Source organism: Kosakonia sp. MH5, from assembly GCF_009935945.1.
GTDB lineage: Bacteria > Pseudomonadota > Gammaproteobacteria > Enterobacterales > Enterobacteriaceae > Kosakonia > Kosakonia radicincitans.
The window spans coordinates 68,271-93,964 of record NZ_QODH01000005.1; the positions used below are offsets into that span (position 1 = coordinate 68,271).

Genomic DNA, 25,694 nt, shown 5'->3' on the forward strand with positions numbered 1-25,694 from the left:
TTATAAGGATTGCAGATACACCATCTGGGTTTGCAGATATTCGTTCAGGCCGTGACGCCCATCCGCCCCGCCGATCCCGGACTTGCGCCATCCGGCGTGGAAACCCTGCATTGCTTCAAAGTTTTCACGGTTAATATACGTTTCGCCAAATTTCAGCCCGCGCACAGCCTTCATCGCCGCATTCAGATCGTTGGTATAGACGGAAGATGTCAGGCCGTAATCGCTGTCATTGGCCATCGCCAGCGCGTCATCGAGCGTGTCGAATGCCACCACCGGCAGCACCGGGCCAAAGGTCTCTTCGTGCATGATCGCCATTTCCTGACGGACATCCAGCAGCAGCGTTGGCGGATAGAAATAGCCTTTCCCTTCCGGCGCTTTACCACCCAGCACCACGCGCGCGCCTTCCGCCACTGCGCGCGCCACTTTCTGTTCCACACGTTCCAGTGCGGCGGCGTTGATGAGCGGCCCCATGGCAATGTCGTTACGCTGCGCCGGATCGCCGAACTGCACCGCTTTCATCGCTTCACCAAGACGGTTAACGAAACGGTCGTAAATGCCCTTCTGCACATAAACCCGCTCGGCGCAGTTGCACACCTGCCCGCTGTTGATGATGCGGGAATCAACAATCGCTTTCACCGCCAGCTCAAGATCCGCATCATCCAGCACAATGGCTGGCGCTTTCCCGCCGAGTTCGAGGCACACTTTGGTGATATTTTTCGCTGCCGCAGCCATGATTTTCTCGCCTGCGCCAACGCTGCCGGTCATGCTGACCATCGCCACTTTCGGGTTGGCTGCCAGCTCCTGGCCGACGGTTTCGCCGCGCCCTAATATCAGGTTAAAAACCCCTTTTGGCAATCCGACATCATGCACGATTTTGGCAAACGCGACGGCATTGTTCGGCGTGAATTCGCTGGGTTTAATCACAATGGTGTTGCCGGTAATCAGCGCTGGCGCCATTTTGCGGGCAATCAGGAAGAACGGGAAATTCCACGGCAAAATGCCGGTGGTCACGCCAAGGGCGCGCTTAAAGACAAAGATATTTTCATTCGGCCGGTCGCTTTGCAAGATCTCTCCTTCATAGCGGCGCGCCCATTCGGCCATATAGTCGATGTAGTCGGCGGTAAAAGAGACTTCCACTTCAGCCAGTTGCTGAATTTTGCCGCCCTCAGCCACAATTAATGCGCTGATTTCATGCGCTTTCTCGCGAATGCCCGCGGCGATTTTGCGTAACCAGCCTGCGCGTTCTATTGCTGGCAAGGCTTCCCAGGCGGGCTGGGCGCGTTCCGCCGCCGCAATCGCTTTACGCGCATCTTCCGCTGTGCCATCAGGAATACGCGCCAGAATCTCTTCCGTCGCCGGATTGACGACATCGAGCCAGTTGTCGCCCTGCCAGCTGATGAATTGACCATCGATAAACATCGGGTGTTGCACGGGTGCTGTCATGACCTGCTCCTGTAATGACATTGTTTTTAACAAGTAAACTCATTGTTAAAAATCTATCCCCATGCGAGGTATTGCTCAGGCACAGCATCGGCTTTTGTGAGTGGATTCATAAAAAACCCAGCAAGTTCGCAACAAATAAATTACAACAGAGGGAGGATAATGCCCGTTTGCTGCAGCTTTAGCGCAAACGGGCATTTTTCACAGTGAACGACTGGCGAGCGCGGCGGCAAGGGTCTCATCGGCAATCAGCACCTGCCAGGCCGCTTCCACGGCGGGTGGAAAATCAACGTGAACAAGGAAATCACGCCCTTTCGGCCCGTAGCCCGTGGCGTCATCACGCAGGCGGGGAACTTCGCCCATCATTAGTGACAGATAGCGATCCACGGGCCACAGCCCCTCCTGCTGCGGCTGGAAGGCCAGCCCTGCCGCCGTATTGCATAAACGCGGCGTAAAACCCGGCCAGCTTAGCCAGTGCGGCGCGTCGGCACACTGCTGGCTGACGCGGGCAAAGGTGGCGACGGTGCGGCGCTGCATGGTTGGGTCCTGCACCACCATTGCCGTTTTCGCTTTTATCCCCTGCGAAAGCAGCAAATCAACGCTGAAACGCGCATTTTCGCCGCAGTTTCTTGATTTATCTTCAACCAACAACTGTGAATCAGCAAGGTTCCAGAAGTGGCGCCCGATATCCGCCATGATCGCCGCCTCACTGCGCCCGGTCGTTCGCAGCACGTTATAACGGGGATGGCGCGCAACGGCGGCATACAGAAACGTTGTGGAGTGCCCCACCCCCCCCGTCACCAGTAGCGGCGTGTTCTGCGCCGCTGCCAGCGCGCACGCCGCATCGATGGTCGGCATCACCGCATTACCTGCGAGGATCACCACATCCGCGCGTACCGGCGTGGGTTTACCGGCAAAATCATTTTGTGCCAGCCATGCACCCAGCGTATTCGCCGCTGCCAGCGTGGTTTCCGATAAGGCGGGAAATGTTGTTATCTGCATCAAAACCTCCTTTGCTACACCCGTCAGAGACTAACGCCTCTGTGTGTCCTGAACAGGGGATCACTCCGAATCCCGTTCGGGTAAGTTTCTGTCGCTATTTTGGATAACCGGAAGCCGCCCCAAATAGCCAGATTGAACGCGAAACGGTAGCCGCAGGAGAAAAGCCCGCGCTTCCTGATTTCTCAGCGCTCAGACAATCTTTTCTCAAAGCAAACGGCTTCCGCCCGCCCTGCATAGCGACCGTAGTTTTCGCGGATCTGATAACCATTGCGTAAATAGAACGCCACAGCCCGCTGGTTGATTTTACGCGTCTCCAGCCACAGCGTTTTAAAGCCATGCGCCAGCGCATACCTTTCCAGCGCCTGCAGGAGTTGTGCGCCCACACCGCGCGTTTCAGGCCGCGCGTACATACGTTTGATTTCACCGATTTCTGCCGACACTTCACGCAGCGCACCGCAGCCAACGGCAATATCGTTGTTGCATGCCAGCAGAAAAATATCCCGTTCACCCCATGTGCTGGCATCAAAGGATGCCCTGCCGCTGCTGCCGGTGATTTGTTGCAACGTAGCGGAAAGCTCATCCTGCAATTGCAGGCAGACTTTATCGTACGGTGAGGTGGGTAAAATAGTGATTGCACTCATTTGTGACAGTGTCACCTTTATATCGGTTGTTTTTATCACTTAAGCGGATCGCCGTGCGAAGGTAATCTATATTTTTCTTATACACTTGCATCAGCTTTATTGACACAAGTAATATCATTAGCCCCCTAACTATTCAGTGAGTGAAAAGCTTTTCCGGGATAACTGCGAACTTCGCTGCCTGCAGCTACGCTCTCCCATAAACGACAAAACGCAGGGAAACCTGCTTCGCGAGGTTAAGAAGTAATGCGTTTGCCGAAAAGCGATCCGTACACTCCGCGCGAATGGGCCGCTCACGAAAAGCCCATGTTGCTGGGTTCTCCCTCAACGCCTTATCACAGTACGCCGCGCCGTATTGCCTACGGTATTGTTGGCCTGCTGGTCTGTCTGACCGGCGCGCTCGGCAATGCCATGGTGACGGCCAACCTGCAAAACCTTCAGGGCACGTTCGCGGCCTGGTCAACGGAAATCGCCTGGCTGCCTGCGGTGTACGTGATGACCAATATCTCTATCAACCTGCTGCTGGTAAAGTTCCGCCAGCAGTATGGGCTGCGCGCCTTCACGGAAGGGTTTCTGGTGCTGTATGTGCTGGTGACCTTTTTTCACCTGTTTATTAACGATCTCAGTTCGGCAATGTTCGTCCGTGCCGCGCACGGCATGGTCGCCGCCGCACTCAGTTCGCTCGGCATTTACTACCAGATCCAGGCGTGGCCGGCGAAGCATCGTCTGAAGGCATTAACCATTGGTATTACGGGTTCGTCGCTGGCGATCCCGATGGCCCGCCTCTTCTCCAGCGAATTGCTGCAACTCAATGAGTGGCGCGGCCTTTACCTGTTTGAACTGGGGCTGGCGCTTATCTCCCTGGGCTGCGTGATCGCCCTGAAATTGCCGCCAGGGGATCGTAAAAAGGTGTTCGAAAAGAAGGATTTCATCACCTTCTTTCTGTTGGCACCTGGCATGGCGCTGCTGTGCGCGGTGTTATCGCTGGGCCGTCTTGACTGGTGGTTCGAAGCACCGTGGATCGGCTGGGCACTGGCGGCAGCGGTAGTGCTGATCGTGTCTGCGATTGCCTTTGAGCATAACCGCAGCAACCCGCTGCTCAATACTCGCTGGCTCTCCAGCGGCAGTATTGTGCGTTTGGGGCTGATTATGCTGTTGATCCGCATCGTGCTGGCAGAGCAGAACACCGGCGTTTTCGGCTGGCTGCAATACGTGGGATTGCAGAATGAGCAGATGACAAAACTGGCGTGGTCGATTCTGGCGGGGATTGTCTGCGGCATTGTCGCCAGTTGCCTGACCATTAAGCCTCAGCGGCTGGCGTGGCCAGTTGTCTTCTCGCTGGTGTTAATGATTATCGCCTCGCTAATGGACAGCCACTCCACCAGTCTTACGCGGCCTAATCAGCTCATCATCAGCCAGTTTTTACTCGGTTTTGCCAGCGCTTTTTTTATTGCGCCAGCGATGCTCGCTGGCATTGGCGGCGTGATAGCTGAGCCGCGAAATCTGGTCAGCTTTTCGGTGCTGTTCGGCATGAGCCAGAACATTGGTGGCCTGCTGGGCTCGGCAATTCTCGGTACGTTCCAGACATGGCGTGAGAAATACCACTCCAGCCTGCTGGCCGACCAGCTCACCACCCTTAATCCGCTGGTGAATGACCGGTTGCAGCTTTACAGCCAGATGTACCAGAGCATGCTCGGCGACAGTTCGCTGCTGAGCACCCAGGCCGTGACGCAACTGCAAACGGTCTCCACGCTGGAAGCCAACATTCTGGCCTACAACGATACCTATCTGCTGACGGCCAGTATCGCCGCCGCCACGCTGATCTGGATTTTATGGCGCTTGTTGCGCCTGAATATTACCGCACGCCTCGCCTTAAAGCGGGCGACTGGGACCAAATAATAATGTTACTGGAGTGTTTATGAGCCAGCAGGATGCCGCCAAAGAGCGCGCCAGCACCCGCAATAATGTTCGCATCGTTTCCCTCTTCACCGCCGCTGCCATTGGCCTCGTCGGTGTACTGGTGATCCTCTATGCGTGGCAATTGCCGCCGTTCACTCGCCATACTGAATTTACCGATAACGCCTACGTGCGCGGGCAAACCACCTTTATCAGCCCGCAGGTCAATGGGTATATCACCGAGGTGCCGGTACAGGATTTTGTCTGGGTGAAGAAAGGCGATCTGATTATGCAGATCGACGATCGTATTTATCACCAGCGGGTGGATCAGGCCAAAGCGACGCTAGCGATGAAAAAAGCCGCGCTGGCCAATAATCTTCAGCAACGTAAAAGCGCTGAAGCCGTGATTGAACGCAACAAAGCGGCGCTGGCCAGCGCCAAAGCGCAGGATCTGAAATCGCAGGCGGATTTAAAACGCGTCAAAGCGTTGACCGCCGACGGTTCGCTGTCGATTCGCGAGCGCGATGCCGCCCTTGCGACGGCAGCGCAAAACACCGCCAGCATTGCGCAGGCTGAAGCGACGCTGGAGATGTCGCGCCAGGATCTGCAAACCACGATCGTCAACCGCGCGTCGCTGCAAGCGGATGTGGAAAACGCCGAGGCAGCGCTGGAACTGGCGCAAATCGACCTGCAAAACACCCGCATTGTCGCTCCGCGCGACGGGCAACTGGGGCAGATCAGCGTGCGGCTTGGCGCGTATGTGACTGCCGGTACGCACCTTACCTCGCTGGTTCCATCGCAGCGCTGGGTGATCGCCAATCTGAAAGAGACGCAACTGGCGGATGTCGTTGTCGGCCAACCGGTACGTTTTACCGTGGATGCGCTCGATGGCCGCAGTTATCACGGCCGTGTCGAGAGCCTCTCGCCGGCAACGGGCGTTGAGTTCAGCGCCATCAGCCCGGATAACGCTACCGGTAATTTTGTTAAAATCGCCCAGCGTATTCCGGTGCGCATTCAGGTTGAGGGTAACGATGATGACATTGCCCGCCTGCGTCCGGGAATGTCGGTACAGGTGTACATTGATACCGGGGAGCCGCAGAAATGAGGTGTCACCCGCTCTTTCTTGCCCTCGCCTTTACGCTGGCGGGCTGCCAGTCTGCTGATGTGCAACAGGCCCAACCGACGCTGCAAATCCCGGCCGCCTGGCGCAGCGCCAGCGGCCCGATCGGTAAAACGGATAGCGTCTGGTGGCGCAGTTTTCATGACAGCCAGCTTAACCGCTATGTTGATCAGGCGCTGCGCTATAACAGCGACGTGCTGATTGCCCGCGAACGGGTCAATGAGTACCAGGCACAGGTTTATGCCGCTAACAGCGCGCTGTTCCCGGAACTTGATGCCGGGCTTTCCGGCACGCGCGCACGTTCGCAATCGGCAGCGACCGGTTTGCCGATTCACAGCACCCTCTATAAAGGCAGCCTGACGGCCAGCTACGATGTCGATATCTGGGGCGCAAACCGCAGCGCGGCGCGCGCGGCGGATGCCTCTCTGGCGGCGCAAAAAGCGGCTGCCGCTGCCGCTGATTTGACCGTCGCCACCAATGTGGCTTCCGGTTATCTCACCCTGTTGTCGCTGGATGAACAGTTACGCGTCACGCAAGAAACACTCAAAGCCCGGCAAGAAGCGTGGGATCTTGCCCGTCGCCAGTATGAGACTGGCTATACTTCTCAACTGGAGTTGATGCAGGCGGATTCCGAACTGCGCGCCACCCGTGCACAGGTGCCGGTGCTACAGCACCAGATAAACCAGCAGGAAAATGCTCTGAGTCTGTTGCTCGGCAGCAACCCTGGCACGGTCAGCCGCAACACTTTTGCGCAACTGACGCCGCTGAAGTTGCCGTCGCAATTACCCTCTTCGCTGTTAAACCGGCGTCCGGATATTGTGCAGGCACAGCGCCAGCTCGTCGCGGCGGATGCCTCACTGGCATCAAAGCAGGCGCAACTGCTGCCGTCGCTCAATCTGACGGCGACCGGCAGTATGCAGGACAGAACCCTGCCGGGCCTGCTCGATAACCCATTACGTTTGTGGAGCCTTGGCGGCAGTATTCTCGCCCCGCTGCTTAACCGCCAGGCGCTGAACGCGCAGGTGGATGTCTCCATGTCGCAGCGGAATCAGGCGCTGTACAGCTACGAGAAAACCGTGCGTAACGCCTTTAAAGAGGTGAATGACAGTCTGGACGCCATCACCCGCCTTGGCGAGCAACTGCGCGAACTTGAGGGGCAACAGCAGGTCGCGCAGGAGACGCTGCGCATTGCGCAAAACCGTTACAACAATGGGTATTCCGCCTATCTGGATGTGCTGGATGCCCAGCGCACCCTATATTCTGCACAACTAAGTGCGGTACAGGTGAAAAACAACCTGCTGCTGGCGCAGGTGGATCTCTACCGGGCACTGGGAGGTGGCTGGTCCGGAATTGAGTGAATTTTGATAATCAGGAGTGATGTTATGCAGCAAAAGTGGTCCGCAGTTGATGAATACTTAGCGCAAAAACTGATCCCGGAAGATGAGGTATTAGAGCAAGTGCTGGCGAATAACCAGCGCGCCGGGCTTCCGGCGATTGATGTCTCGCCCATGCAGGGGCAATTACTGGCGCTGTTAGTCCGCATGGTGCGGGCAAGGCGAATCCTGGAAATCGGTACGCTTGGCGGCTACAGCACGCTATGGATGGCGCGCGAACTGCCAGTAAACGGCGAACTGTTAACCCTGGAAGCTGAACCGCTGCATGCGGCGATTGCCCGCGAAAATCTGCATTTTGCCGGAGTGGCGAACCTGGTTACCGTCGCGGAAGGCCCGGCATTGCAGACGCTGGAAAATCTTGGCGAGCGCCCGCCGTTCGATTTGATCTTTATTGATGCCGATAAGCCCAATAACCCCAGCTACCTGAAATGGGCGCTGCACTATTCTCGTCCCGGTACATTGATTATTGGCGATAACGTGGTGCGCAACGGGGAAGTGACCAATCCAACCACCACCGACGCCAGCGTGCAGGGCGTGCGTAAATTTATTGATATGTTGGGCAATGATGCGCGCCTGACGGTGACGGCCATGCAGACCGTCGGCGTGAAGGGTTGGGACGGTTTTACGCTGGCGTGGGTTAACACTATCTAAAAATGCCGGATGGCGGCTAACGCCTCAGACCTACAAAAACAAACCGTAGGCCTGATAAGCGCAGCGCCATCAGGCTATTTCCGAATGCGCTCAGGCGCTGATTTGTTCCATCGCCTGCAAAATGCGCTTATCGGAGATGGGATAAGGTGTTCCGAGCTGCTGGGCAAAATAGCTGACGCGCAGCTCTTCTATCATCCAGCGGATCTCTTTCACATCATCATCATCGCGGCGAGCGGGCGGCAGCTTATTCAGCCACTGCTGCCACGCCTGCTGCGTCTGCTCCACTTTCAGCATCTGCGCGCGATCACGATGCGGATCGACCGCCAGTTTCTCCAGCCGTTTTTCGATCGCCTGTAAATAGCGCAGCGTATCACCCAGACGGCGGAAACCGTTGCCGGTCACAAAACCACGGTAAACCAGCCCGCCCATCTGCGCTTTGATATCCGACAGCCCCAGCGCCATGGTCATATCGACGCGCCCTTTCAGACGCTTGTTGATATTGAACACCGCAGTGAGGATCTGTTCGACCTGTTTGGCGATCTCAACCACCGTTTCGTTCAGTTCTGCGCGCACTTTTTCACGCAGCGCGGCAAAACCCTCTTCCGTCCATACCGGGCCACCCGCTTCATCGATCAGCTTGTCGACGCCGCAGGAGATACAGTCATCAATCAGGTCCAGCACTTTGCCGTACGGGTTAAAGTAGAGGCCCAGCTTGGCCTTATTCGGCAATTTTTCGTGCAGATATTTTATGGGCGACGGAATATTCAACAGCAGCAGACGGCGGATACCGCGCCACATTGCCTGTTGTTGCTCCTGCGGATTATCGAACAGCTTGATCGCGACACTGTCACGTTCATCCACCAGCGCTGGCCAGGCTTTCACCTTATAGTTACCGCGCTTCTGTTCGTAGCTTTCCGCCAGTGTGCCGAAACTCCAGATATGCAGCCCGCTCTGCTCGATGCCGTCATCGGCAACCGCAGACAGCGTTTCCTGCACTTTACCTTTCAGGCTCTCTTTCAGTTCCGCCAGCGAGCGCCCTTCCAGCAGCTTCTTGTTTTTGTCATCCAACACGCGGAAGCTGATTTTCAGGTGATCGGGCACCTGATCCCAGTGCCAGTCATCGCGGTCAACGATCACACCGGTCATACGGCGTAATTCGCGCTCCAGCGCATCCAGCAGCGGCAGCTCCAGCGGCGTAACGCGACCAAGAAAGGCTTCGGCATAATTCGGCGCCGGAACAAAATTGCGGCGCGTCGGTTTTGGCAGTGATTTGATGAGCGCAATCACCAGCTCGCGGCGCAGGCCGGGGATCTGCCATTCAAAGCCACTCTCGTTCACCTGATTCAGCAACGGCAGCGGGATATGTACCGTCACGCCGTCAGCATCCGCGCCCGGCTCAAACTGGTAGCTCAGCCGCAGCTTAAGGTTGCCCTGATGCCAGAAGTTCGGATAGTCGAGTTTGCTGACGTTTTCCGCACCCTCTTTAATCAACATGCTCTTTTCAAAGTTGAGCAAATCCGGCGTTTCGCGGCTGGCCTTTTTCCACCAGCTATCAAAATGACGGGCCGAAATCACCTCAAGGCTGATGCGCTGGTCGTAGAACTCAAACAGCGTCTCATCATCCACCAGAATGTCGCGACGGCGGGATTTATGTTCCAACTCTTCCACTTCAGCGCGCAGTTTCAGGTTCTCGCGGAAAAAGGCGTGACGGGTTTGCCAGTCGCCTTCCACCAGCGCATGACGAATAAACAACTCGCGGCACAGCGCCGGATCGATCTGGCTGTAGTTCACCTTGCGCGCGGCGACAATCGGCAGCCCGTAAACGGTGACTTTTTCTGTCGCCATCACCGCGCCCTGCGCCCGCTCCCAGTGCGGCTCGCTGTACGAACGTTTGATCAGATGCTGCGCAACCGGCTCCACCCACTCCGGATCGATGCGTGCAGCAATACGCCCCCACAGACGGCTGGTTTCCACCAGCTCCGCGACCATGGTCCATTTTGGCGGCTTTTTAAATAAACCCGAACCGGGGAAGATGGCGAAACGGGCATTGCGCGCGCCGGTATATTCCTGCTTTTCCGCATCTTTCATGCCGATATGCGACAACAGCCCGGTCAGCAGCGCGATATGAATTTCGCGGTACTCTGCCGGCTCGCTGTTCACCGGAATGCCCAGCTCTTTTACCACCTGGCGCAGTTGGGTGTAGATATCCTGCCATTCGCGCACGCGCAGATAGTTGAGGTAATCCACCCGGCACTGACGGCGGAACTGATTCGAAGAGAGCGCTTTTTGCTGCTCGCCGAGGTAGTTCCACAGGTTCACAAAGGCAAGGAAATCAGACTCTTTGTCGTGGAAGCGCTGATGTTTTTCATCCGACGCTTGCTTTTTATCCAGCGGACGTTCGCGCGGATCCTGAATCGACAACGCCGACGTGATGATCATCGCTTCACGCACGCAGCCATGTTTCTGCGCTTCCAGCACCATACGCGCCAGGCGCGGATCCACCGGCAGTTGTGAAAGCTGACGGCCAAGCGGCGTCAGTTTATAGGCGGTTTGCTGCTCATCGGTCGTAATGGCCCCAAGCTCTTCCAGCAGGCGCACGCCATCCTGAATATTGCGTTTATCCGGCGCTTCGACAAACGGGAATGCGGCGATATCGCCCAGCCCCAGCGCCGTCATTTGCAAAATGACCGACGCCAGGTTGGTACGCAGAATTTCCGGATCGGTAAATTCCGGGCGCGACAGAAAATCATCTTCCGAATAGAGACGAATACAGATCCCTTCCGAAACGCGACCGCAGCGGCCTTTACGCTGGTTAGCGGAAGCCTGCGAAACCGGCTCGATCGGCAAACGCTGCACTTTAGTGCGATAGCTGTAACGACTGATGCGCGCCGTGCCTGGATCTATCACATATTTGATGCCCGGCACGGTCAGCGAGGTTTCTGCCACGTTAGTCGCCAGCACGATACGCCGCCCGCTGTGCGGCTGGAAAACACGGTTCTGCTCGCTGTTCGACAAACGCGCATACAGCGGCAGAATCTCGGTATGGCGCAGATCGCGTTTGCTCAGCGCATCAGCGGTATCACGAATTTCACGCTCGCCGCTCATAAAGATCAGAATATCGCCCGCGCTTTCACGGCCGAGCTCATCGACCGCATCAAAAATCGCCTGTAACTGATCGCGTTCCGTGTCATCCGCTTCTTCAACAATCGGGCGATAGCGCACTTCCACCGGATACGTACGGCCGGAAACTTCAATGATTGGCGCATTATTGAAATGGCGCGAAAAACGTTCCGGATCGATCGTCGCAGAAGTGATGATGATTTTCAGATCCGGGCGCTTCGGCAGCAGCTCACGCAGGTAACCGAGCAGGAAATCGATGTTCAGGCTGCGTTCGTGCGCTTCATCGATGATGATGGTGTCGTACTGCATCAGCAGACGATCCTGCTGAATTTCCGCCAGCAGGATACCGTCGGTCATCAGTTTAACCATCGTGTTATCGCTGACATGATCGCTAAAACGGACTTTGTAACCGATGCAGCCGCCCGGCTCCGTTTTCAACTCTTCAGCAATACGGTTCGCCACGGTGCGCGCCGCCAGACGACGCGGCTGCGTGTGGCCAATCAGGCCTTTCACGCCGCGCCCCAGCTCCATGCAAATTTTCGGTAACTGGGTCGTTTTACCGGAACCGGTCTCACCGGCGACGATGACCACCTGGTTATCGCGCACCGCTTCAAGAATGACCTGTTTCTTCTGGCTGACCGGCAGGTTATCCGGGTAATCAATCTGCGGACGCGCCGCTTCGCGCAGCGCTACTTTTCCCGCCGCGTCCGCAATCTCCTGCGCCAGTTGCCGCAGCAGTGCCTGCTGAGATTCAGGATTTTTAACTTTCTTGCTGCCATGCAGACGGCGAGCGAAGCGTTGTCTGTCGCGTAACATCAGGGTGTCGAGACGCGGCAATAGATCGGAAATCGTTAAGGTATGTTGTTCTGTCATAACGTTATTGGGCAGAGCACTGCCGGGAAACTGCGTAAGTTCTTAATGGACGTAGAATATCACATCGTGGCACGGCTTGCCTTGTTCAAGAAATTCGAACATAGGATTCGATATATTGCGCTATTCATCGCAGAATTTTGTGCATACAGTGTCACGAATTACGGGGCGACCCCATATCAATACAAAAAGGAACCACCCATGAGTAAAGTGTTAGTTCTTAAATCCAGTATTTTGGCAGGGTACTCACAGTCTGGTCAGTTGGCTGACTATTTCGTTGAACAGTGGAGCGCGAAACACGCCGGCGATCAAATCACCGTTCGCGATCTGGCTGCAAACCCGATTCCGGTGCTGGATGGCGAGCTGGTTGGCGCTCTGCGTCCGAGCGATGCTCCGCTGACGCCGCGCCAGCAGGAAGCGCTGAAACTCTCCGATGAGTTGATTGCTGAATTGCAGGCTCATGATGTGATCGTAATTAATGCCCCGATGTACAACTTCAACATCCCGACGCAGTTGAAAAACTACTTCGACCTGGTCGCTCGCGCTGGCGTGACCTTCCGTTACACCGAAGCAGGCCCGGAAGGCCTGGTGAAAGGTAAACGCGCGGTGATCCTCTCCAGCCGTGGCGGCATCCACAAAGACACCCCGTCTGACCTGGTTGCACCGTACCTGAAGCTGTTCCTCGGCTTTATCGGCATTACCGATGTGAACTTCGTGTTCGCTGAAGGCATCGCTTACGGCCCGGAAGTGGCTACTAAAGCGCAGACCGACGCCAAAGCGGCTATCGACAGCCTGGTCGCTGCATAAGATATTCCCCCTCTCACCATCCGGTGGGAGGGTTTCTCCCCGCTCTACTCTGCCGTATAGCGCTTTGTCGCTGTCAGGATCGTTTGCAGTAACCCATCCAACTGTTCCATTTGCCCGGGAAAAATAGTGTGAAACAGCGGCTGTAGCGCCTGCTGGATCTCGTTATACATCGCCACACCTTGATCGGTGATTTTGATGGCGTATTTACGCCGGTCGCTGATATTGACCGCGCGCACCAGCAATTTCTGTTTCATAAGCTGTTTGATCAGCTCGCCGACGCTGGGCTCCTTAAGCCCCATGCGCAGCGCGATTTCCCGTTGCGTCACAATCTGCGATTCGTTACGAATACAGACGAGAAGCATCCAGCCATTAAAACCGATGTGGTTGTCTTTAATTTTTTGATCAATCAGCAGACGCAAATTATGCGACGCCAGGTACAACATGTGTACACGCGATAAAAGCCCGGCATTGTCCATAGGGGATCCTGAAAAAGCAGAACTGAGGAGTGGTGCCGGGTGCCTCCCGGTAAGCTACGTTTGATCCCGTAGCCTGCGCAGCAATGTTCTTCATGATCAAAAGCGCCCCGCCGCATAGGGGGATTCACCACGTTAATCAGGGCTGTACGCTCAGCAGATGGACAAGCCTATACCGGGCTAATTATAATGAAAATAGGCATTTCCTTATGAACTCTATAAATATTCATTATGTTTAACCCGCAGCTTTTACGATCATTTAGCGCCCTGATTGAAGCCGGATCGTTTACCCGCGCAGCGGATAAGCTTGGCATTACCCAGGCGGCGGTCAGCCAGCATATTCGCCAACTGGAGCAACAAACCGGCCCGCTGATTTTGCGCGGGAAACGGACGCTGGAGCTAACGCCGCAAGGCAACGCATTACGCGATTATTGCCAGGAGCTGGAACAGGCGGATAAGCGTTTACAAAATCGTCTGGAAGATAAGGATAAAGCAGGCGGTGAAATCAGCGTCATATGCCCGGGCAGCATCGGGTTGCGCATCTACCCGCTGCTGCTCAATTTGCAGCAGCAGCAACCTGAACTGACCATCCGCCTGCGCGTATCGCCCAATCACTCGGTGATTGCTGAAGTGCTGGCCAGCCGCTACGAGTTAGGGTTGGTCACGCAACAACCAGATGACACGCGTCTGACGGCGCATAAATTCACCGAGGAGCCGCTAGAATTAGTGCTTCCCGCTGGCTGTACTGCCAGTAGCTGGCAGGATCTGCAAAAGCTGGGGTTTATCAGCCACCCGGATGGACATGCGATGGCGACGCGGCTGCTCAGCCGCCGTTTTCCCGGCAATCCGGGAATGCAAAGCATACGGGTGAGCGGTTTTATTAACCATATTGGTCTGATACCGGAACCCGTTTCACGCGGGCTGGGTTTTACGGTGTTACCGCGCTATGCGCGGCTGGCCTTTCCGCGCCAGGCGTTGTTGCAGGTTGACAACCATCCAGTCAACGTTGTCGATACGCTGTGGCTGATTCACCGCGCGGAGTGGCCGATAACGCGGCGGGCGGAACAGGCGCTGGCGTGGTTACGCCAGCATCTTAGTGATGAAATCAATGCGCCGCTGACGATTTCTTCAGCCATTTACCGTTAATGCCCTGCACATATTCACCGGGCCGGGCGCGGTCCACCAGTTTCTGCCCCGCCATCCTCGCCACATCATCAACGGGAATGTTGTTGCTATCGGCCAGTTGCTGGTAGCTTTCGGCACGCGCTTTGTTAATGCGATCCACCAGCGCCAGCGTCTCTTTATCGTGGCTTACCGGCGCAATGTAGCCGGTTAAGGTTTCCCCCACCCGCCCTTGTGAACGGGCTTCGTCCAGCGTCAATGCCTGCGCGGTTGCACTGGCGAGGCTCAGCGCTAACAATGCCATCAGCAGTCGTTTTTTCATCATGATGGCCTCAGAACAGATCGCTGCGCGATTTCAGCAGAGTTTCGACATCTTTATCCACTTTGATGTGGATTTCATGCTCGATCTTCACATTCATATTGATGGTGATCGGCTCTTTTGGCGCCGCCACCTCGATGCGCGGCGTACAGCCAGCCAGCAAGGTAGTTATTGCCAGCACCGGCACGGCTATCGGGGTTTTCATTGTTTTTCCTCACACTTTTCGCCCTTCGCACAGCGCGCCTGGGGAAGCGCGGCATGTTGCTCAAGCCATGACTGCAAATTGTCGCCAAAACGTAAACTGCGCCATAAGGTAAAGACGTTTTCCTCATGGGTATAGTTCAAATTCACGGTGCTGCTCTTGCCTTCAACATAGCTGGTGCCGCGAATGGTAGCCTGCATTTTTAACACGCCAAGATTATCCAGATCTATCTTTGTCCAGGAACGGGAAATTTCCATATAGCGCAACCAGTTGATAGCCGCGCCTGCCGCCATGTTGTCGTTCACCACCGCATCCGCGGTATCTTTGTCGATACGCAACGTCATCGGACCCGGGTTGTGCAGCCAGCCGTCCTTAATTATCCATTGCGGATTATCCAGCCACAGCGGCAGCGCGCCGTCAAAAGGCCCGGAAAGCGCAAACTGCTTCGGATTGACCGCGCTGACCAGCTCGCTGGATGAAATATGATTAATGCGCACCAGTGCCGGATCGTGCTGCGGCATGCGCAGTTGCTGCATGGTCACTTTACCGCCGAGCATATCGACGCTGACATCGCTCAGAATGAGCGGGTTTTCTTCGCTCCACGGCCAGGCCCCCTGCAAATCAGCGGTGATATTTTTGGCTGTCACCTGGTTAACAATTTCGCCAATGCGCAGCGATACCGGCCTGCGGGTACCCAGTTGCCAGGCAGCATTGCGGTAGCGGAAAGGCAATACAAAATCGACACCGCTGATTTCATTATCCGGCGTCCAGACGCTGCCGCTTTTCAGCACGCCGTGCCCACCGGCTTCAAAACCTTGCCCGGCCGCCGCAGAAAACGCCACCTGAGCGTAGAGCGAGCCATTGAGCAGCTTCATCTTCCAGTCTGGCGGGATCAACGGCTGGAAAACACTGAGCGACTGACGCGGCCACCAGGCCTGCCCGCGCAATCTTTCGCCATCCCAGCGGCCATTCACCTGCACAGGGCCGATAGCATTGGCACTCAGGGCGCCTTTAAACTGAAAATCGGTGGGATTGGCGCCGTCAACGCTGAACTTGAGTTGCGAGGCGGGCAAATGGCTACCGCCGCTAAAGGTCGTTTGCCCGGCATCCAGCGTCAGTGCGCCGCTGAACTGTGGCTTCTCCTCATCCCGCACCCATTTCACCGGTTCATCCAGCACCAGCCGGGGCGTACTGATTTGCATGGTGCCGTACTGAAGTTGATCAAAACCGGTTGAAAGATCGGTCAGCGTGATGGTGTTGTCCTGCCACTCGCCGCGACCGGCAACGTCCCAGCGCGCGTTCATCGGCGTAAAATTGCCATCCCCCCAGTAACGCCAGCGCCACTCGCCATTATCTGGCAAAAAATTCTGCGCCTGCCCGTCGAGATGCAGGCGAAAATCGCCCATCACATTCTCGTGCGCACGAAGAATCGCCTGCAAACGGCCATCGATGCCCTGCCGGGTCAGTTTTACGCCCGCCAGCGGCCAGCGCACCTCATCAATATTCAGTGAATCGATCACCCGTCCGCGCGAACGCAGCAGCGCGCCGGGCGTAAAGGCCAGTTGCGGTTCATCAAAGCTGCCGCTCAGTTGCGCCGGTAATACGGCGTAAAACACCAGATCGCCCTGCTTCGCTTCGCCGGTCAGTTGCAGCGGCATGGCGTTGTCGGTCATGCTTAGCCGACCCGGACCAATCGTCAGCACGGCATTGCCTTTACCGGCTTCCCCCTGCGTCAGCACGTTCAGCCGACCGCTTATCTGCGCCTTATCCAGCCCCTGCTGCCAGTTGTCGATCTTCAGCCCTACGCGACCGCTCAGCGGAAAACCGGCATATGGCCAGTTCCAGCGGCCATCGCTGATGGCGAGCTGCTCGCCGGTCACCTGCCAGGGTAAGTCGAGCAGCGGATCGCTGCTGTCGCGCGACATAACAATCGTCTGCCCTTCGTTATCGCGCCACTCCATATCAACATCCACCAGACCGGGTTGCTGTGGCAGAGTAAGCGTGCTTTGCATATGACCATTGACGGGCCATCCATCCGGGACGGCGGGCAGCGTAAATTCACCGCCAAGCGTGAATGGCGGCTGGTTATCAAACAGCTGCAGCGCGAGTCGGTTAACGCTCAGCGCCTGCCCGTGCAGACGGGCCTCAAGCTGCACGCGCTCACCGTTGTAACTCAGTTGCTGAATTTGAGGTGTCAACGCCAGCGACAGTTTGCCGCCCCATGATTGCCACGGCGAAATGGTTAACCGATCCACCGTAAGCCAGGTGTAAGGCAGCATCGCTTGCCATTCGCTCAGCGTTCGCGGCGCGGTTGATGGCGTGTCGTTTGCTGGCAGCTTATTGAGACAGGCGCTATTGATCGTCAATGCGCCCGCGTGTAATTGCCAGCGGCTGGGATGGGTAAGCTCAGCGTTCTGGAGCCACGCCAGTTGGCAATCGTCAACCCAGTAGCGCAGATCGGGAATTTTCAGTGAATGCCGGGTAAAGCGCGGACGCTCTTCCATTGCGATGCGCGTACCGGCAGGCAGCCAGATCCCGGCAAGGGTCGGCACCCATTGCGCCAGCGTCATCAGTAACGTTAGCGGCAGCAGTATAAATAATAAAACCAGTGCGATGGCGGCTTTGTATTTACCCTTCATGGGTAGCTAATATCCTGATTTATCGTGTGATTAAGCCAATTCTGCCGGATATTGTGACATGTTTAACCGCCCTGTTAAAAGCGCGAGCCGCTTTAATCATAGTCTGGCTGTTGCATTTTCAGTAGCAGAGGACGATATTGCTGCGAAATCATTACGCTATAGGTTTAAGGAATGTTCACTAAAGGTTCTCTGATCCGCGGTTGGTTCGCGGGCGCCACTATTTTCACCTGTTTCACGTTTGGTGATTATCTCAGTGCAAATGTGTTTCACGACTCGAAAATCCCATGGGTTATCAGCGTGCTGCTGGCCTTCATCATTAACTGGAGCGCTAACAGCACTCTCAAGCAACTGCGCTAATACTGTCGGCAGTGCAGGCAGTTATACTGAGAGTAGACACATTCATCAGGCCTATGATTATCAATAAAATTTGAAGGTTTACATAATAATTTTAAACAGTGATAATGTAGGCAGGAAACCGTTGGAGAAAGCCTTATGAAACTCGCGATATATAGCACAAAGCAATACGATAAAAAGTATATGCAGCAGGTAAACGAGCATTATGGCTACGATCTTGAATTTTTCGACTTTTTGTTAACGGAGAAGACCGCCAAAACCGCCAACGGCTGTGAAGGGGTCTGTATTTTCGTCAATGATGACGGTAGCCGCCCGGTGCTGGAAGAGTTGAAAAAGCTGGGCGTGAAATTTATCGCGCTGCGCTGTGCCGGGTTCAATAACGTCGATCTTGATGCGGCCAAAGAGCTTGGGCTGCAGGTGGTGCGTGTGCCTGCCTACTCACCGGAAGCGGTGGCGGAACATGCGATTGGCATGATGATGACACTCAACCGTCGTATTCACCGTGCTTATCAGCGCACTCGTGACGCCAACTTCTCGCTCGAAGGTCTGACCGGCTTTACGATGTACGGTAAAACGGCTGGCGTGATTGGTACCGGCAAAATCGGCGTTGCGGCGCTGCGTATCCTGAAGGGGTTCGGTATGCGCCTGCTGGCGTTTGATCCCTACCCGAGCGCGGCTGCGCTGGAACTGGGCGTAGAGTATGTGGATCTTGATACGCTGTTTTCCCAGGCCGACGTTATCTCCCTGCACTGTCCGCTGACGCCGGAAAACTTCCATTTGCTGAACCGTACCGCGTTTGAACGCATGAAAGACGGCGTGATGATCATCAATACCAGCCGTGGCGGTTTGATCGATTCACAGGCGGCGATTGATGCGCTGAAGACACAGAAAATTGGCGCGCTCGGCATGGACGTGTATGAAAACGAACGCGATCTGTTCTTTGAAGACAAATCCAATGATGTGATTCAGGACGATGTGTTCCGTCGCCTGTCGGCATGCCATAACGTGCTGTTCACCGGCCACCAGGCATTTCTGACCGCCGAGGCGTTGACCAGCATTTCTGAGACCACGCTGGAAAACCTGCGCCAGTTACGTGACGGTGAAAGTTGCCCGAACGCGCTGTTCTAAGCGGTTTGTGCGGTTCCCCGGCCAGGGGAGCCGTTTTAAGATTAACGGCCAGTGACACCCAGGCTAACCCTGTTAAAATCCCCGCCCTGAATGGAAAATTCTTAGAGGAAGAGATGAAAAAAATTATCCCTTTAATTGCGCTGAGCATTGCGCTTTCCGCCTGTGTCAGTTCCCGCACTGATACCCTTAAACCGGAACAGTTGGCTAACCAGCGTTTTGTACTGACTACCTTTAACGGCAAAGCACTGACGACATCAGACCAGAGCCCGGCTCCGGAAATCCGTTTCGACAAGGATCTGCGCGTCTCAGGCAAAATGTGCAACGGCTTTATGGGCCAGGGCAAACTTTCTGACGGCGCATTAACCGTGAAGCACATGGGCATGACCATGATGATGTGCGCAGATCCGCAGCGTAACGAGCTGGATCATACTATTCAGGGTATGCTGAGTGACGGCGCGCAGATCGATTTGACCGGCGACCAGTTAACGCTGGCAACCGCTTCGCAGACGTTGATTTATACCCGCGCGAATAACGCTCAATAATTACCGCAGCTTCCGGTGGCAAGCGACTGTTCGCTACAGCGTTTGCCATTCGGCAATGCACACATTCCCACCATCGAACCGTCAAGCTGACGCGCGACAGATAACGATCCGCCAATCATTGCACAATTTGCCTGACCGCTGTTAGACATCGCGGCCTTTATGCCTGGCACAACGTGAGCAGCCGTAGCCTGTTGCACAGGTTCACTACTGCATGCCGACAATAATAAAACGGCGCACCCCACCCAAAACGCAGAACGCATCTCTTCTCTCCCTTTATTAAAGCGAAACCCAAGCATAATAGGCAGCACAGCGCAATACGTCGAGAGCTGAAAGTCATCTTTATGCACCGCAGAAACATTTTTTTGCGTTTTTATCACCTGAAGCAGGTAATAACTGGCTTGCCCACACTTCACCAGAGATTTTCTGTCCTCACGGTACGCCCTTTTCGAAGCACTACGGGCTGGCTCCTTGATGGCGGTGGTATCGGCTCCGGTTGTAAGAATTCATGAAGTGGATCCCCGCAGCCTGAAATAAAAAAACCTGCCCGGTGAGCAGGTTGCTGATAACGTGTTTTTTATAAACAGGAAGAATTCAACTTTGGATCCTGCGGAAGAATTGCTCAGTCGATTCCCGGACGTGCTCATCAGGGTTCTCAGCAATATCCCCCTCTCCTGACGAATGTCGAACGTAGCTACTTTTTTGCCCGTGAAGCAAGGCAGGAGAAGAACCTGCATAGCCTGCAACTGAACAAAATGACAGAAACAGTAGAAACCATGCAGTTCTCAACGTCTTACCCATCATTCATAACCCGTATGTTGTTGGCATTCGAAAACATAGTGGCGTAATGAAAGTAAAATGCTGTATGCGATACTTAAACGTATCCAGGAAGCTATGAAAAATTACGTGGGTTGAAATGCAATAATAAATTCGCAGGATGTACTACCAGATGCTTCACATTATTAACGTTCATGACTATGTGTACTTCGAAGCGAAATTGTTGCTTACACGATTGGCCGACAGAACGTAACTCCGCTATTTCTTCTTTTATTTTGCTCTTATTTTTGATTTACATCAGCGGTGCGGTGCAACAGCGCATACAAGGGAACACATGTTGAAAAGTTGTTTTGTCAGTTTCCGAGGGGGAATTCTTAAATAAAGAAAACCGGAAGCAGGAGCAATGCAAACAGAGGTTACCAATACTGAAAATAAATAACCCCGCCAGAGAGGCAGGGTTATCTTGTTAAAATCGGGCCGCTATCGAGGACTCAAACCCCGACTCTGCTTTCTGTAAATAAAGCAACGCTCTAACCGTGCTGAGCTAATAGCGGACCGGGAATGCTATTTATATTGCGGAAACATTCCCGGCTGACGGGCCTTTTTGCCCATCTTCAATCGTGAATTCTACTTTCTGACCTTCATTCAGCGTTTTAAAACCGCCGCTCTGGATAGCCGAAAAATGCACGAATACGTCTTTGCTGCCATTGTCAGGCGTGATGAAACCAAACCCTTTGGACTCATTAAACCATTTTACTAAACCAGTCATTTTGTTAGACATAAATATTTCCTCAATATACATAGAGCCTTTCGGCGAAAAAGGGTTTTCGCACAGAATTAAATTATTAACGATAAGGAGGCTCAAAAAGAAGAATTATCTACAGATAACACTTGTGATGAGGACTGCTTTACTAAACCGCTTTATTACATCTGTGGAACAAACCTACCACTCATTAGTCACACATATACCAACTTATAGCAAGCTTTATTTTAGATTGATGACCCACGACGCGAGATGTCAGGCAATTGGTATTATTAGTAAAATGACGTCCAATGTTAGAGCAAACCCAGGCGATTTTATCAAATATGCCAGGCATCATGGCACTAAAATCCAACACTATGCTGCTATCTTGTCACGTCCTGTAAACGCGCTGTATGAATGTTTCCTCCTGCAAGTGCCTGTTGACCCGCGCCCCGCTCGCGTCGGCACAACCGTGCGTTCGCGGGCAGGGTTGGCTGGCGATTCCCCCACCTTTGCGCCAGAGTTACAGGACGTTTTACGCAGGATTAGCACCAGCAAAGTCAATGAGTGCTACTTACGGGAAAATAACTGGCTGCATTTCAGTGTATTTTTCCACGATAGCGCGACGTAGCTGTGAATCGGTTACCAGAAACATGCCTGATACGCTTTCTGTTCGAAGGAAGCGGTTGATGGAGTGCAATGCATTAAAAAATAAAATAAAAAATCGTTCAGAACGCACAGGCTGATGAAAAAAGCAACACCTGAGCCCGATCTGACAGAACGCAACGAATTCATTCACATGCTAAATACCGGCCAGGCACATCAGATCAAATATCTATCTTCGCTGGCTGTTTATACTGAATATAATTAAGTAATGAGAGCATTCATATGATCACGATTGACGGTAATGGCGCCGTGGCCTCGGTGGCCTTTCGTACCAGTGAAGTTATCGCCATATATCCCATAACGCCCAGTTCAACGATGGCTGAGCAGGCTGATGCCTGGGCCGGTAACGGTCTGAAGAATGTCTGGGGCGACACGCCCCGCGTTGTTGAAATGCAGTCGGAAGCCGGGGCTATTGCAGCTGTCCACGGCGCACTGCAAACCGGGGCACTCTCAACCTCATTTACCTCATCGCAGGGGCTGCTGCTGATGATCCCGACGCTGTACAAACTGGCCGGGCAACTGACGCCCTTTGTACTGCACGTCGCAGCACGTACAGTGGCTACCCATGCCCTCTCCATTTTTGGCGATCACTCCGATGTGATGGCGGTGCGCCAGACTGGCTGCGCCATGCTCGCTGCGGGTAGCGTGCAGGAAGCGCAGGATTTTGCGCTGATTTCGCATATTGCCACGCTGAAAAGCCGCGTGCCGTTCATTCACTTTTTTGATGGTTTCCGTACCTCGCACGAAATCAACAAGATTACGCCGCTGGCGGACGACACTATCCGCAATCTGCTACCACAACAGGAGATTGACGACCATCGCGCCCGTGCGTTGAACCCGGAGCATCCGGTCATTCGCGGCACATCGGCTAACCCGGATACTTACTTCCAGTCCCGCGAGGCGACCAACCCGTGGTACAACGCGGTTTACGCTCACGTCGAACAGGCAATGAACGATTTTGCCGAAGCCACCGGCCGCAGCTACAAGCCGTTCGAATACTACGGACATCCGCAGGCCGATCGCGTAATTGTACTGATGGGTTCAGCAATAGGTACCTGCGAAGAGGTGGTTGATGAGTTGCTGACGCGGGGTGAGAAAGTCGGCGTGCTGAAAGTTCGCCTCTATCGCCCGTTTAGCGCCGCGCATCTGCTGGCGGTCTTGCCGGAAAGCGCGCGTACTGTCGCTGTGCTCGATCGCACCAAAGAACCAGGCGCGCTGGCGGAACCACTTTATCTTGATGTGATGACCGCGCTGGCGGAAGCCTTTAATCACGGTGAACGCGAAACCCTGCCGCGAGTGATTGGCGGGCGCTATGGTTTATCCTCCAAAGAGTTTGGCCCGGAATGCGTGCTGGCGGTGTTTAACGAGCTGCGCGCGGCAAAGCCCAGACCGCGTTTTACCGTCGGGATCTACGACGACGTTACCAATCTCTCGCTGCCGCTGCCGGAAAACACCCTGCCATCGCACGCGAAACTGGAAGCGCTATTTTACGGGCTGGGCAGCGATGGCAGCGTCTCGGCGACCAAAAACAATATCAAGATTATTGGTAACTCCACGCCGTGGTATGCGCAGGGTTATTTTGTCTATGACTCGAAAAAAGCGGGCGGCCTGACGGTTTCGCATTTGCGCGTCAGCGAAAGACCAATAAACTCCGCCTATTTGGTTTCGCAGGCGGATTTTGTCGGTTGCCATCAGTTGCAGTTTATCGATAAATACCAAATGGCCGAACGGCTGAAGCCGGGCGGTATTTTCCTGCTCAATACGCCCTACAGCGCAGAGGAAGTGTGGTCGCGGCTGCCGCAGGAAGTTCAGGCGGTGCTGAATCAGAAAAAAGCCCGTTTCTTCGTGGTCAACGCGGCGAAAATCGCCCGCGAATGCAGCCTCGGCGCACGTATTAACACCGTTATGCAGATGGCGTTCTTCCATCTGACAAATATATTGCCGGGCGACAGCGCGCTGGCTGAATTGCAGGGCGCGATCGCCAAAAGCTACAGTAGCAAAGGTCAGGAGCTGGTTGAGCGCAACTGGCAGGCACTGGCGCTGGCACGCGAATCACTGTTCGAAGTACCGCTGGAGCCTGTCAACCCGCTGAGTGCACACCGCCCGCCGGTGGTTTCCGATGCGGCGCCGGATTTTGTCAAAACCGTCACCGCCGCTATGCTGGCGGGCCTTGGCGATGCGCTGCCGGTCTCAGCCCTGCCGCCGGACGGCACCTGGCCGGTCGGCACCACCCGCTGGGAGAAACGCAATATCGCGGAAGAAATCCCCATCTGGAAAGAATATCTCTGTACCCAGTGTAACCACTGTGTCGCCGCCTGCCCGCATTCGGCAATCCGCGCGAAAGTGGTTTCTCCGGCAGCGATGGAAGAGGCTCCCGATACGCTCCATTCACTGGACGTGAAATCGCGCGATATGCGGGGTCAGAAATATGTCTTGCAGGTCGCGCCGGAGGATTGCACCGGCTGTAATCTGTGTGTTGAGGTCTGCCCGGCGAAAGATCGTCAGAACCCGGACATCAAGGCCATCAATATGATGTCGCGCCTTGAACATGTGGAAGAAGAGAAAGTGAATTATGACTTCTTCCTTGGCCTGCCGGAGATCGACCGCAGCACGCTGGAACGCATTGATATCCGTACTTCCCAACTGATCACCCCGCTGTTTGAATATTCCGGGGCCTGTTCCGGCTGCGGTGAAACGCCGTACATCAAACTCCTGACCCAGTTGTATGGCGACCGGATGATGATTGCCAACGCTACCGGGTGCTCATCCATTTACGGCGGTAATCTGCCTTCAACGCCGTATACCACAGACGCCAACGGGCGCGGTCCGGCGTGGGCGAACTCGCTGTTTGAGGATAACGCCGAGTTTGGCCTCGGCTTCCGTCTCAGCGTCGATCAGCACCGTCAGCGTGTGATGCGTCTGGTGAATCAATTTGCCGACCATATTCCGGCGGAACTGCTTGCCGCACTTCAGCAGGAGGCCTCGCCGGACGTTCGCCGTGCACAGGTTGCTGAACTGCGTAACGCGCTGGCCAATGTTGAAGGTGCACAGCAACTTCTGACCGATGCCGATGCGCTGGTTGAGAAATCGATCTGGCTGATTGGCGGCGATGGCTGGGCCTATGACATTGGTTTCGGCGGGCTGGATCATGTGATGAGTCTGACCGAAAACGTCAATATTCTGGTGCTTGATACCCAGTGCTACTCCAACACCGGCGGCCAGGCATCAAAAGCCACACCGCTGGGTGCGGTGACCAAATTTGGCGAACACGGTAAACGTAAAGCGCGCAAGGATCTGGGTGTCAGCATGATGATGTACGGACATGTTTATGTGGCGCAGATTTCCCTTGGCGCACAGTTGAACCAGACCGTGAAAGCTATTCAGGAAGCGGAATCCTATCCGGGGCCATCGCTGATCATCGCTTACAGCCCATGCGAAGAGCACGGTTACGACCTGGCGCTGAGCCACGATCAGATGCGTCAGTTGACCGCCACCGGCTTCTGGCCGCTCTATCGTTACGATCCACGCCGCGAAGAGGAAGGCAAAATCCCGCTGGCGCTGGATTCACGTCCGCCATCTGACGCGCTGGCGGAAACGCTGCTCAATGAGCAGCGTTTCCGTCGTCTGAATGCGCAGCAGCCGGAAGTGGCAGAGCAACTGTGGAAAGATGCCGCCGCCGACCTGCAAAAACGCTATGATTTCCTCGCGCAACTGGCCGGAAAAGCAGAGAAAAGCCCGACCGAGTAAACGAGCTGCCTAAAAAGCCACCGGTTAACGCCGGTGGCTTTTTTAACG

General features: G+C 54.9%; 20 protein-coding genes and 1 tRNA gene. 10 read left to right on the forward strand and 11 right to left on the reverse strand.

Annotated elements, in window-relative coordinates; genetic code table 11:
* The 3 genes from aldA to DK872_RS14820 all read right to left on the reverse strand — a co-directional run bounded on the left by aldA (position 1) and on the right by DK872_RS14820 (position 3,083).
* Entirely contained in the window at positions 1-1,443 is a 1,443-nt protein-coding gene (gene aldA, locus DK872_RS14810; RefSeq protein WP_161518489.1) for an aldehyde dehydrogenase, read from the reverse strand.
* Positions 1,444-1,641: 198 nt separating this feature from the next.
* A complete protein-coding gene (locus DK872_RS14815; protein ID WP_007372000.1) occupies positions 1,642-2,442 on the reverse strand; it encodes a YdcF family protein in 801 nt (266 codons plus the stop codon).
* 182 nt (positions 2,443-2,624) lie between these two features.
* Entirely contained in the window at positions 2,625-3,083 is a 459-nt protein-coding gene (locus DK872_RS14820; protein WP_161518490.1) for a GNAT family N-acetyltransferase, read from the reverse strand.
* Positions 3,084-3,326: 243 nt separating this feature from the next.
* On the opposite strand from DK872_RS14820, the gene DK872_RS14825 reads away from it, so the two are divergent.
* From DK872_RS14825 to DK872_RS14840, 4 genes are read left to right on the forward strand one after another with little or no spacing between them, the layout of a single operon-like run.
* Positions 3,327-4,979 (forward strand): MFS transporter, encoded by a 1,653-nt coding sequence (locus tag DK872_RS14825; RefSeq protein WP_007371998.1) that lies wholly within the window; start codon positions 3,327-3,329, stop codon positions 4,977-4,979.
* A 19-nt stretch (positions 4,980-4,998) separates the two neighbouring features.
* Positions 4,999-6,081, forward strand: coding sequence for an HlyD family secretion protein (locus DK872_RS14830; protein ID WP_007371997.1), 1,083 nt, complete (start codon positions 4,999-5,001; stop codon positions 6,079-6,081).
* Positions 6,078-7,454 (forward strand): efflux transporter outer membrane subunit, encoded by a 1,377-nt coding sequence (locus DK872_RS14835; RefSeq protein WP_161518491.1) that lies wholly within the window; start codon positions 6,078-6,080, stop codon positions 7,452-7,454. The genes DK872_RS14830 and DK872_RS14835 overlap by 4 nt, the downstream gene beginning before the upstream one ends.
* Positions 7,455-7,478: 24 nt before the next feature.
* Complete coding sequence (locus DK872_RS14840) at positions 7,479-8,141, forward strand: O-methyltransferase (RefSeq protein WP_161518492.1); 663 nt, start codon at positions 7,479-7,481, stop codon at positions 8,139-8,141.
* A gap of 90 nt (positions 8,142-8,231) precedes the next feature.
* Here the strand turns inward: DK872_RS14840 and hrpA are convergent, their stop codons facing one another.
* Entirely contained in the window at positions 8,232-12,134 is a 3,903-nt protein-coding gene (gene hrpA, locus DK872_RS14845) for an ATP-dependent RNA helicase HrpA (protein ID WP_072438933.1), read from the reverse strand.
* Positions 12,135-12,332: 198 nt separating this feature from the next.
* On the opposite strand from hrpA, the gene azoR reads away from it, so the two are divergent.
* Positions 12,333-12,938 (forward strand): FMN-dependent NADH-azoreductase, encoded by a 606-nt coding sequence (azoR, locus tag DK872_RS14850; protein WP_007371993.1) that lies wholly within the window; start codon positions 12,333-12,335, stop codon positions 12,936-12,938.
* Positions 12,939-12,982: 44 nt separating this feature from the next.
* Here the strand turns inward: azoR and DK872_RS14855 are convergent, their stop codons facing one another.
* The gene (locus DK872_RS14855) at positions 12,983-13,414 is read right to left on the reverse strand and encodes a MarR family winged helix-turn-helix transcriptional regulator (protein WP_007371992.1); all 432 of its coding nucleotides are present in this window, start codon (positions 13,412-13,414) and stop codon (positions 12,983-12,985) included.
* 228 nt (positions 13,415-13,642) lie between these two features.
* On the opposite strand from DK872_RS14855, the gene DK872_RS14860 reads away from it, so the two are divergent.
* The gene (locus tag DK872_RS14860) at positions 13,643-14,557 is read left to right on the forward strand and encodes a LysR family transcriptional regulator (RefSeq protein ID WP_007371991.1); all 915 of its coding nucleotides are present in this window, start codon (positions 13,643-13,645) and stop codon (positions 14,555-14,557) included.
* Here DK872_RS14860 and DK872_RS14865 read toward each other — a convergent pair.
* The 3 genes from DK872_RS14865 to DK872_RS14875 are packed head-to-tail and all read right to left on the reverse strand — an operon-like array spanning position 14,517 to position 17,693.
* Positions 14,517-14,855, reverse strand: a complete 339-nt coding sequence (locus DK872_RS14865; protein ID WP_035885811.1) for a YdbL family protein — start codon at positions 14,853-14,855, stop codon at positions 14,517-14,519. The two genes, DK872_RS14860 and DK872_RS14865, sit on opposite strands and share 41 nt — an antisense overlap.
* A 10-nt stretch (positions 14,856-14,865) precedes the next feature.
* Positions 14,866-15,057: a YnbE family lipoprotein gene (locus DK872_RS14870; protein WP_007371989.1), complete on the reverse strand. Its 192-nt coding sequence runs from the start codon at positions 15,055-15,057 to the stop codon at positions 14,866-14,868.
* Positions 15,054-17,693: a YdbH family protein gene (locus DK872_RS14875; protein WP_161518493.1), complete on the reverse strand. Its 2,640-nt coding sequence runs from the start codon at positions 17,691-17,693 to the stop codon at positions 15,054-15,056. The genes DK872_RS14870 and DK872_RS14875 overlap by 4 nt, the downstream gene beginning before the upstream one ends.
* A 171-nt stretch (positions 17,694-17,864) precedes the next feature.
* Between DK872_RS14875 and DK872_RS14880 the strand changes: the two genes are divergently transcribed.
* From DK872_RS14880 to hslJ, 3 genes are all read left to right on the forward strand, one after another.
* Positions 17,865-18,050, forward strand: a complete 186-nt coding sequence (locus tag DK872_RS14880) for a hypothetical protein (RefSeq protein WP_007371987.1) — start codon at positions 17,865-17,867, stop codon at positions 18,048-18,050.
* Between the two features lie 135 nt (positions 18,051-18,185).
* Entirely contained in the window at positions 18,186-19,175 is a 990-nt protein-coding gene (locus tag DK872_RS14885) for a 2-hydroxyacid dehydrogenase (protein WP_161518494.1), read from the forward strand.
* Positions 19,176-19,288: 113 nt separating this feature from the next.
* Complete coding sequence (gene hslJ, locus DK872_RS14890; RefSeq protein ID WP_007371985.1) at positions 19,289-19,717, forward strand: heat shock protein HslJ; 429 nt, start codon at positions 19,289-19,291, stop codon at positions 19,715-19,717.
* On the opposite strand, the gene DK872_RS14895 is transcribed toward hslJ, so the two are convergent.
* The 3 genes from DK872_RS14895 to cspA form a co-directional block, all read right to left on the reverse strand.
* Complete coding sequence (locus DK872_RS14895) at positions 19,711-19,977, reverse strand: DUF333 domain-containing protein (RefSeq protein ID WP_007371984.1); 267 nt, start codon at positions 19,975-19,977, stop codon at positions 19,711-19,713. The two genes, hslJ and DK872_RS14895, sit on opposite strands and share 7 nt — an antisense overlap.
* A 990-nt stretch (positions 19,978-20,967) precedes the next feature.
* A tRNA-OTHER gene (locus DK872_RS14900) sits at positions 20,968-21,045 on the reverse strand.
* Positions 21,046-21,059: 14 nt separating this feature from the next.
* A complete protein-coding gene (cspA, locus tag DK872_RS14905; protein WP_007371983.1) occupies positions 21,060-21,272 on the reverse strand; it encodes an RNA chaperone/antiterminator CspA in 213 nt (70 codons plus the stop codon).
* 849 nt (positions 21,273-22,121) lie between these two features.
* Between cspA and nifJ the strand changes: the two genes are divergently transcribed.
* Positions 22,122-25,646, forward strand: a complete 3,525-nt coding sequence (gene nifJ / locus DK872_RS14910; protein WP_161518495.1) for a pyruvate:ferredoxin (flavodoxin) oxidoreductase — start codon at positions 22,122-22,124, stop codon at positions 25,644-25,646.
* The last annotated feature ends 48 nt before the right edge of the window (positions 25,647-25,694 follow it).

What these genes read in the sequence shown, in the direction of transcription:
- aldA (WP_161518489.1), bottom strand. Translation starts at nt 1,443, where the DNA reads ATGACAGCACCCGTGCAACACCCGATGTTTATCGATGGTCAATTCATC.
- DK872_RS14815 (WP_007372000.1), bottom strand. Translation starts at nt 2,442, where the DNA reads ATGCAGATAACAACATTTCCCGCCTTATCGGAAACCACGCTGGCAGCG.
- DK872_RS14820 (WP_161518490.1), bottom strand. Translation starts at nt 3,083, where the DNA reads ATGAGTGCAATCACTATTTTACCCACCTCACCGTACGATAAAGTCTGC.
- DK872_RS14825 (WP_007371998.1), top strand. Translation starts at nt 3,327, where the DNA reads ATGCGTTTGCCGAAAAGCGATCCGTACACTCCGCGCGAATGGGCCGCT.
- DK872_RS14830 (WP_007371997.1), top strand. Translation starts at nt 4,999, where the DNA reads ATGAGCCAGCAGGATGCCGCCAAAGAGCGCGCCAGCACCCGCAATAAT.
- DK872_RS14835 (WP_161518491.1), top strand. Translation starts at nt 6,078, where the DNA reads ATGAGGTGTCACCCGCTCTTTCTTGCCCTCGCCTTTACGCTGGCGGGC.
- DK872_RS14840 (WP_161518492.1), top strand. Translation starts at nt 7,479, where the DNA reads ATGCAGCAAAAGTGGTCCGCAGTTGATGAATACTTAGCGCAAAAACTG.
- hrpA (WP_072438933.1), bottom strand. Translation starts at nt 12,134, where the DNA reads ATGACAGAACAACATACCTTAACGATTTCCGATCTATTGCCGCGTCTC.
- azoR (WP_007371993.1), top strand. Translation starts at nt 12,333, where the DNA reads ATGAGTAAAGTGTTAGTTCTTAAATCCAGTATTTTGGCAGGGTACTCA.
- DK872_RS14855 (WP_007371992.1), bottom strand. Translation starts at nt 13,414, where the DNA reads ATGGACAATGCCGGGCTTTTATCGCGTGTACACATGTTGTACCTGGCG.
- DK872_RS14860 (WP_007371991.1), top strand. Translation starts at nt 13,643, where the DNA reads ATGTTTAACCCGCAGCTTTTACGATCATTTAGCGCCCTGATTGAAGCC.
- DK872_RS14865 (WP_035885811.1), bottom strand. Translation starts at nt 14,855, where the DNA reads ATGAAAAAACGACTGCTGATGGCATTGTTAGCGCTGAGCCTCGCCAGT.
- DK872_RS14870 (WP_007371989.1), bottom strand. Translation starts at nt 15,057, where the DNA reads ATGAAAACCCCGATAGCCGTGCCGGTGCTGGCAATAACTACCTTGCTG.
- DK872_RS14875 (WP_161518493.1), bottom strand. Translation starts at nt 17,693, where the DNA reads ATGAAGGGTAAATACAAAGCCGCCATCGCACTGGTTTTATTATTTATA.
- DK872_RS14880 (WP_007371987.1), top strand. Translation starts at nt 17,865, where the DNA reads ATGTTCACTAAAGGTTCTCTGATCCGCGGTTGGTTCGCGGGCGCCACT.
- DK872_RS14885 (WP_161518494.1), top strand. Translation starts at nt 18,186, where the DNA reads ATGAAACTCGCGATATATAGCACAAAGCAATACGATAAAAAGTATATG.
- hslJ (WP_007371985.1), top strand. Translation starts at nt 19,289, where the DNA reads ATGAAAAAAATTATCCCTTTAATTGCGCTGAGCATTGCGCTTTCCGCC.
- DK872_RS14895 (WP_007371984.1), bottom strand. Translation starts at nt 19,977, where the DNA reads ATGCGTTCTGCGTTTTGGGTGGGGTGCGCCGTTTTATTATTGTCGGCA.
- cspA (WP_007371983.1), bottom strand. Translation starts at nt 21,272, where the DNA reads ATGTCTAACAAAATGACTGGTTTAGTAAAATGGTTTAATGAGTCCAAA.
- nifJ (WP_161518495.1), top strand. Translation starts at nt 22,122, where the DNA reads ATGATCACGATTGACGGTAATGGCGCCGTGGCCTCGGTGGCCTTTCGT.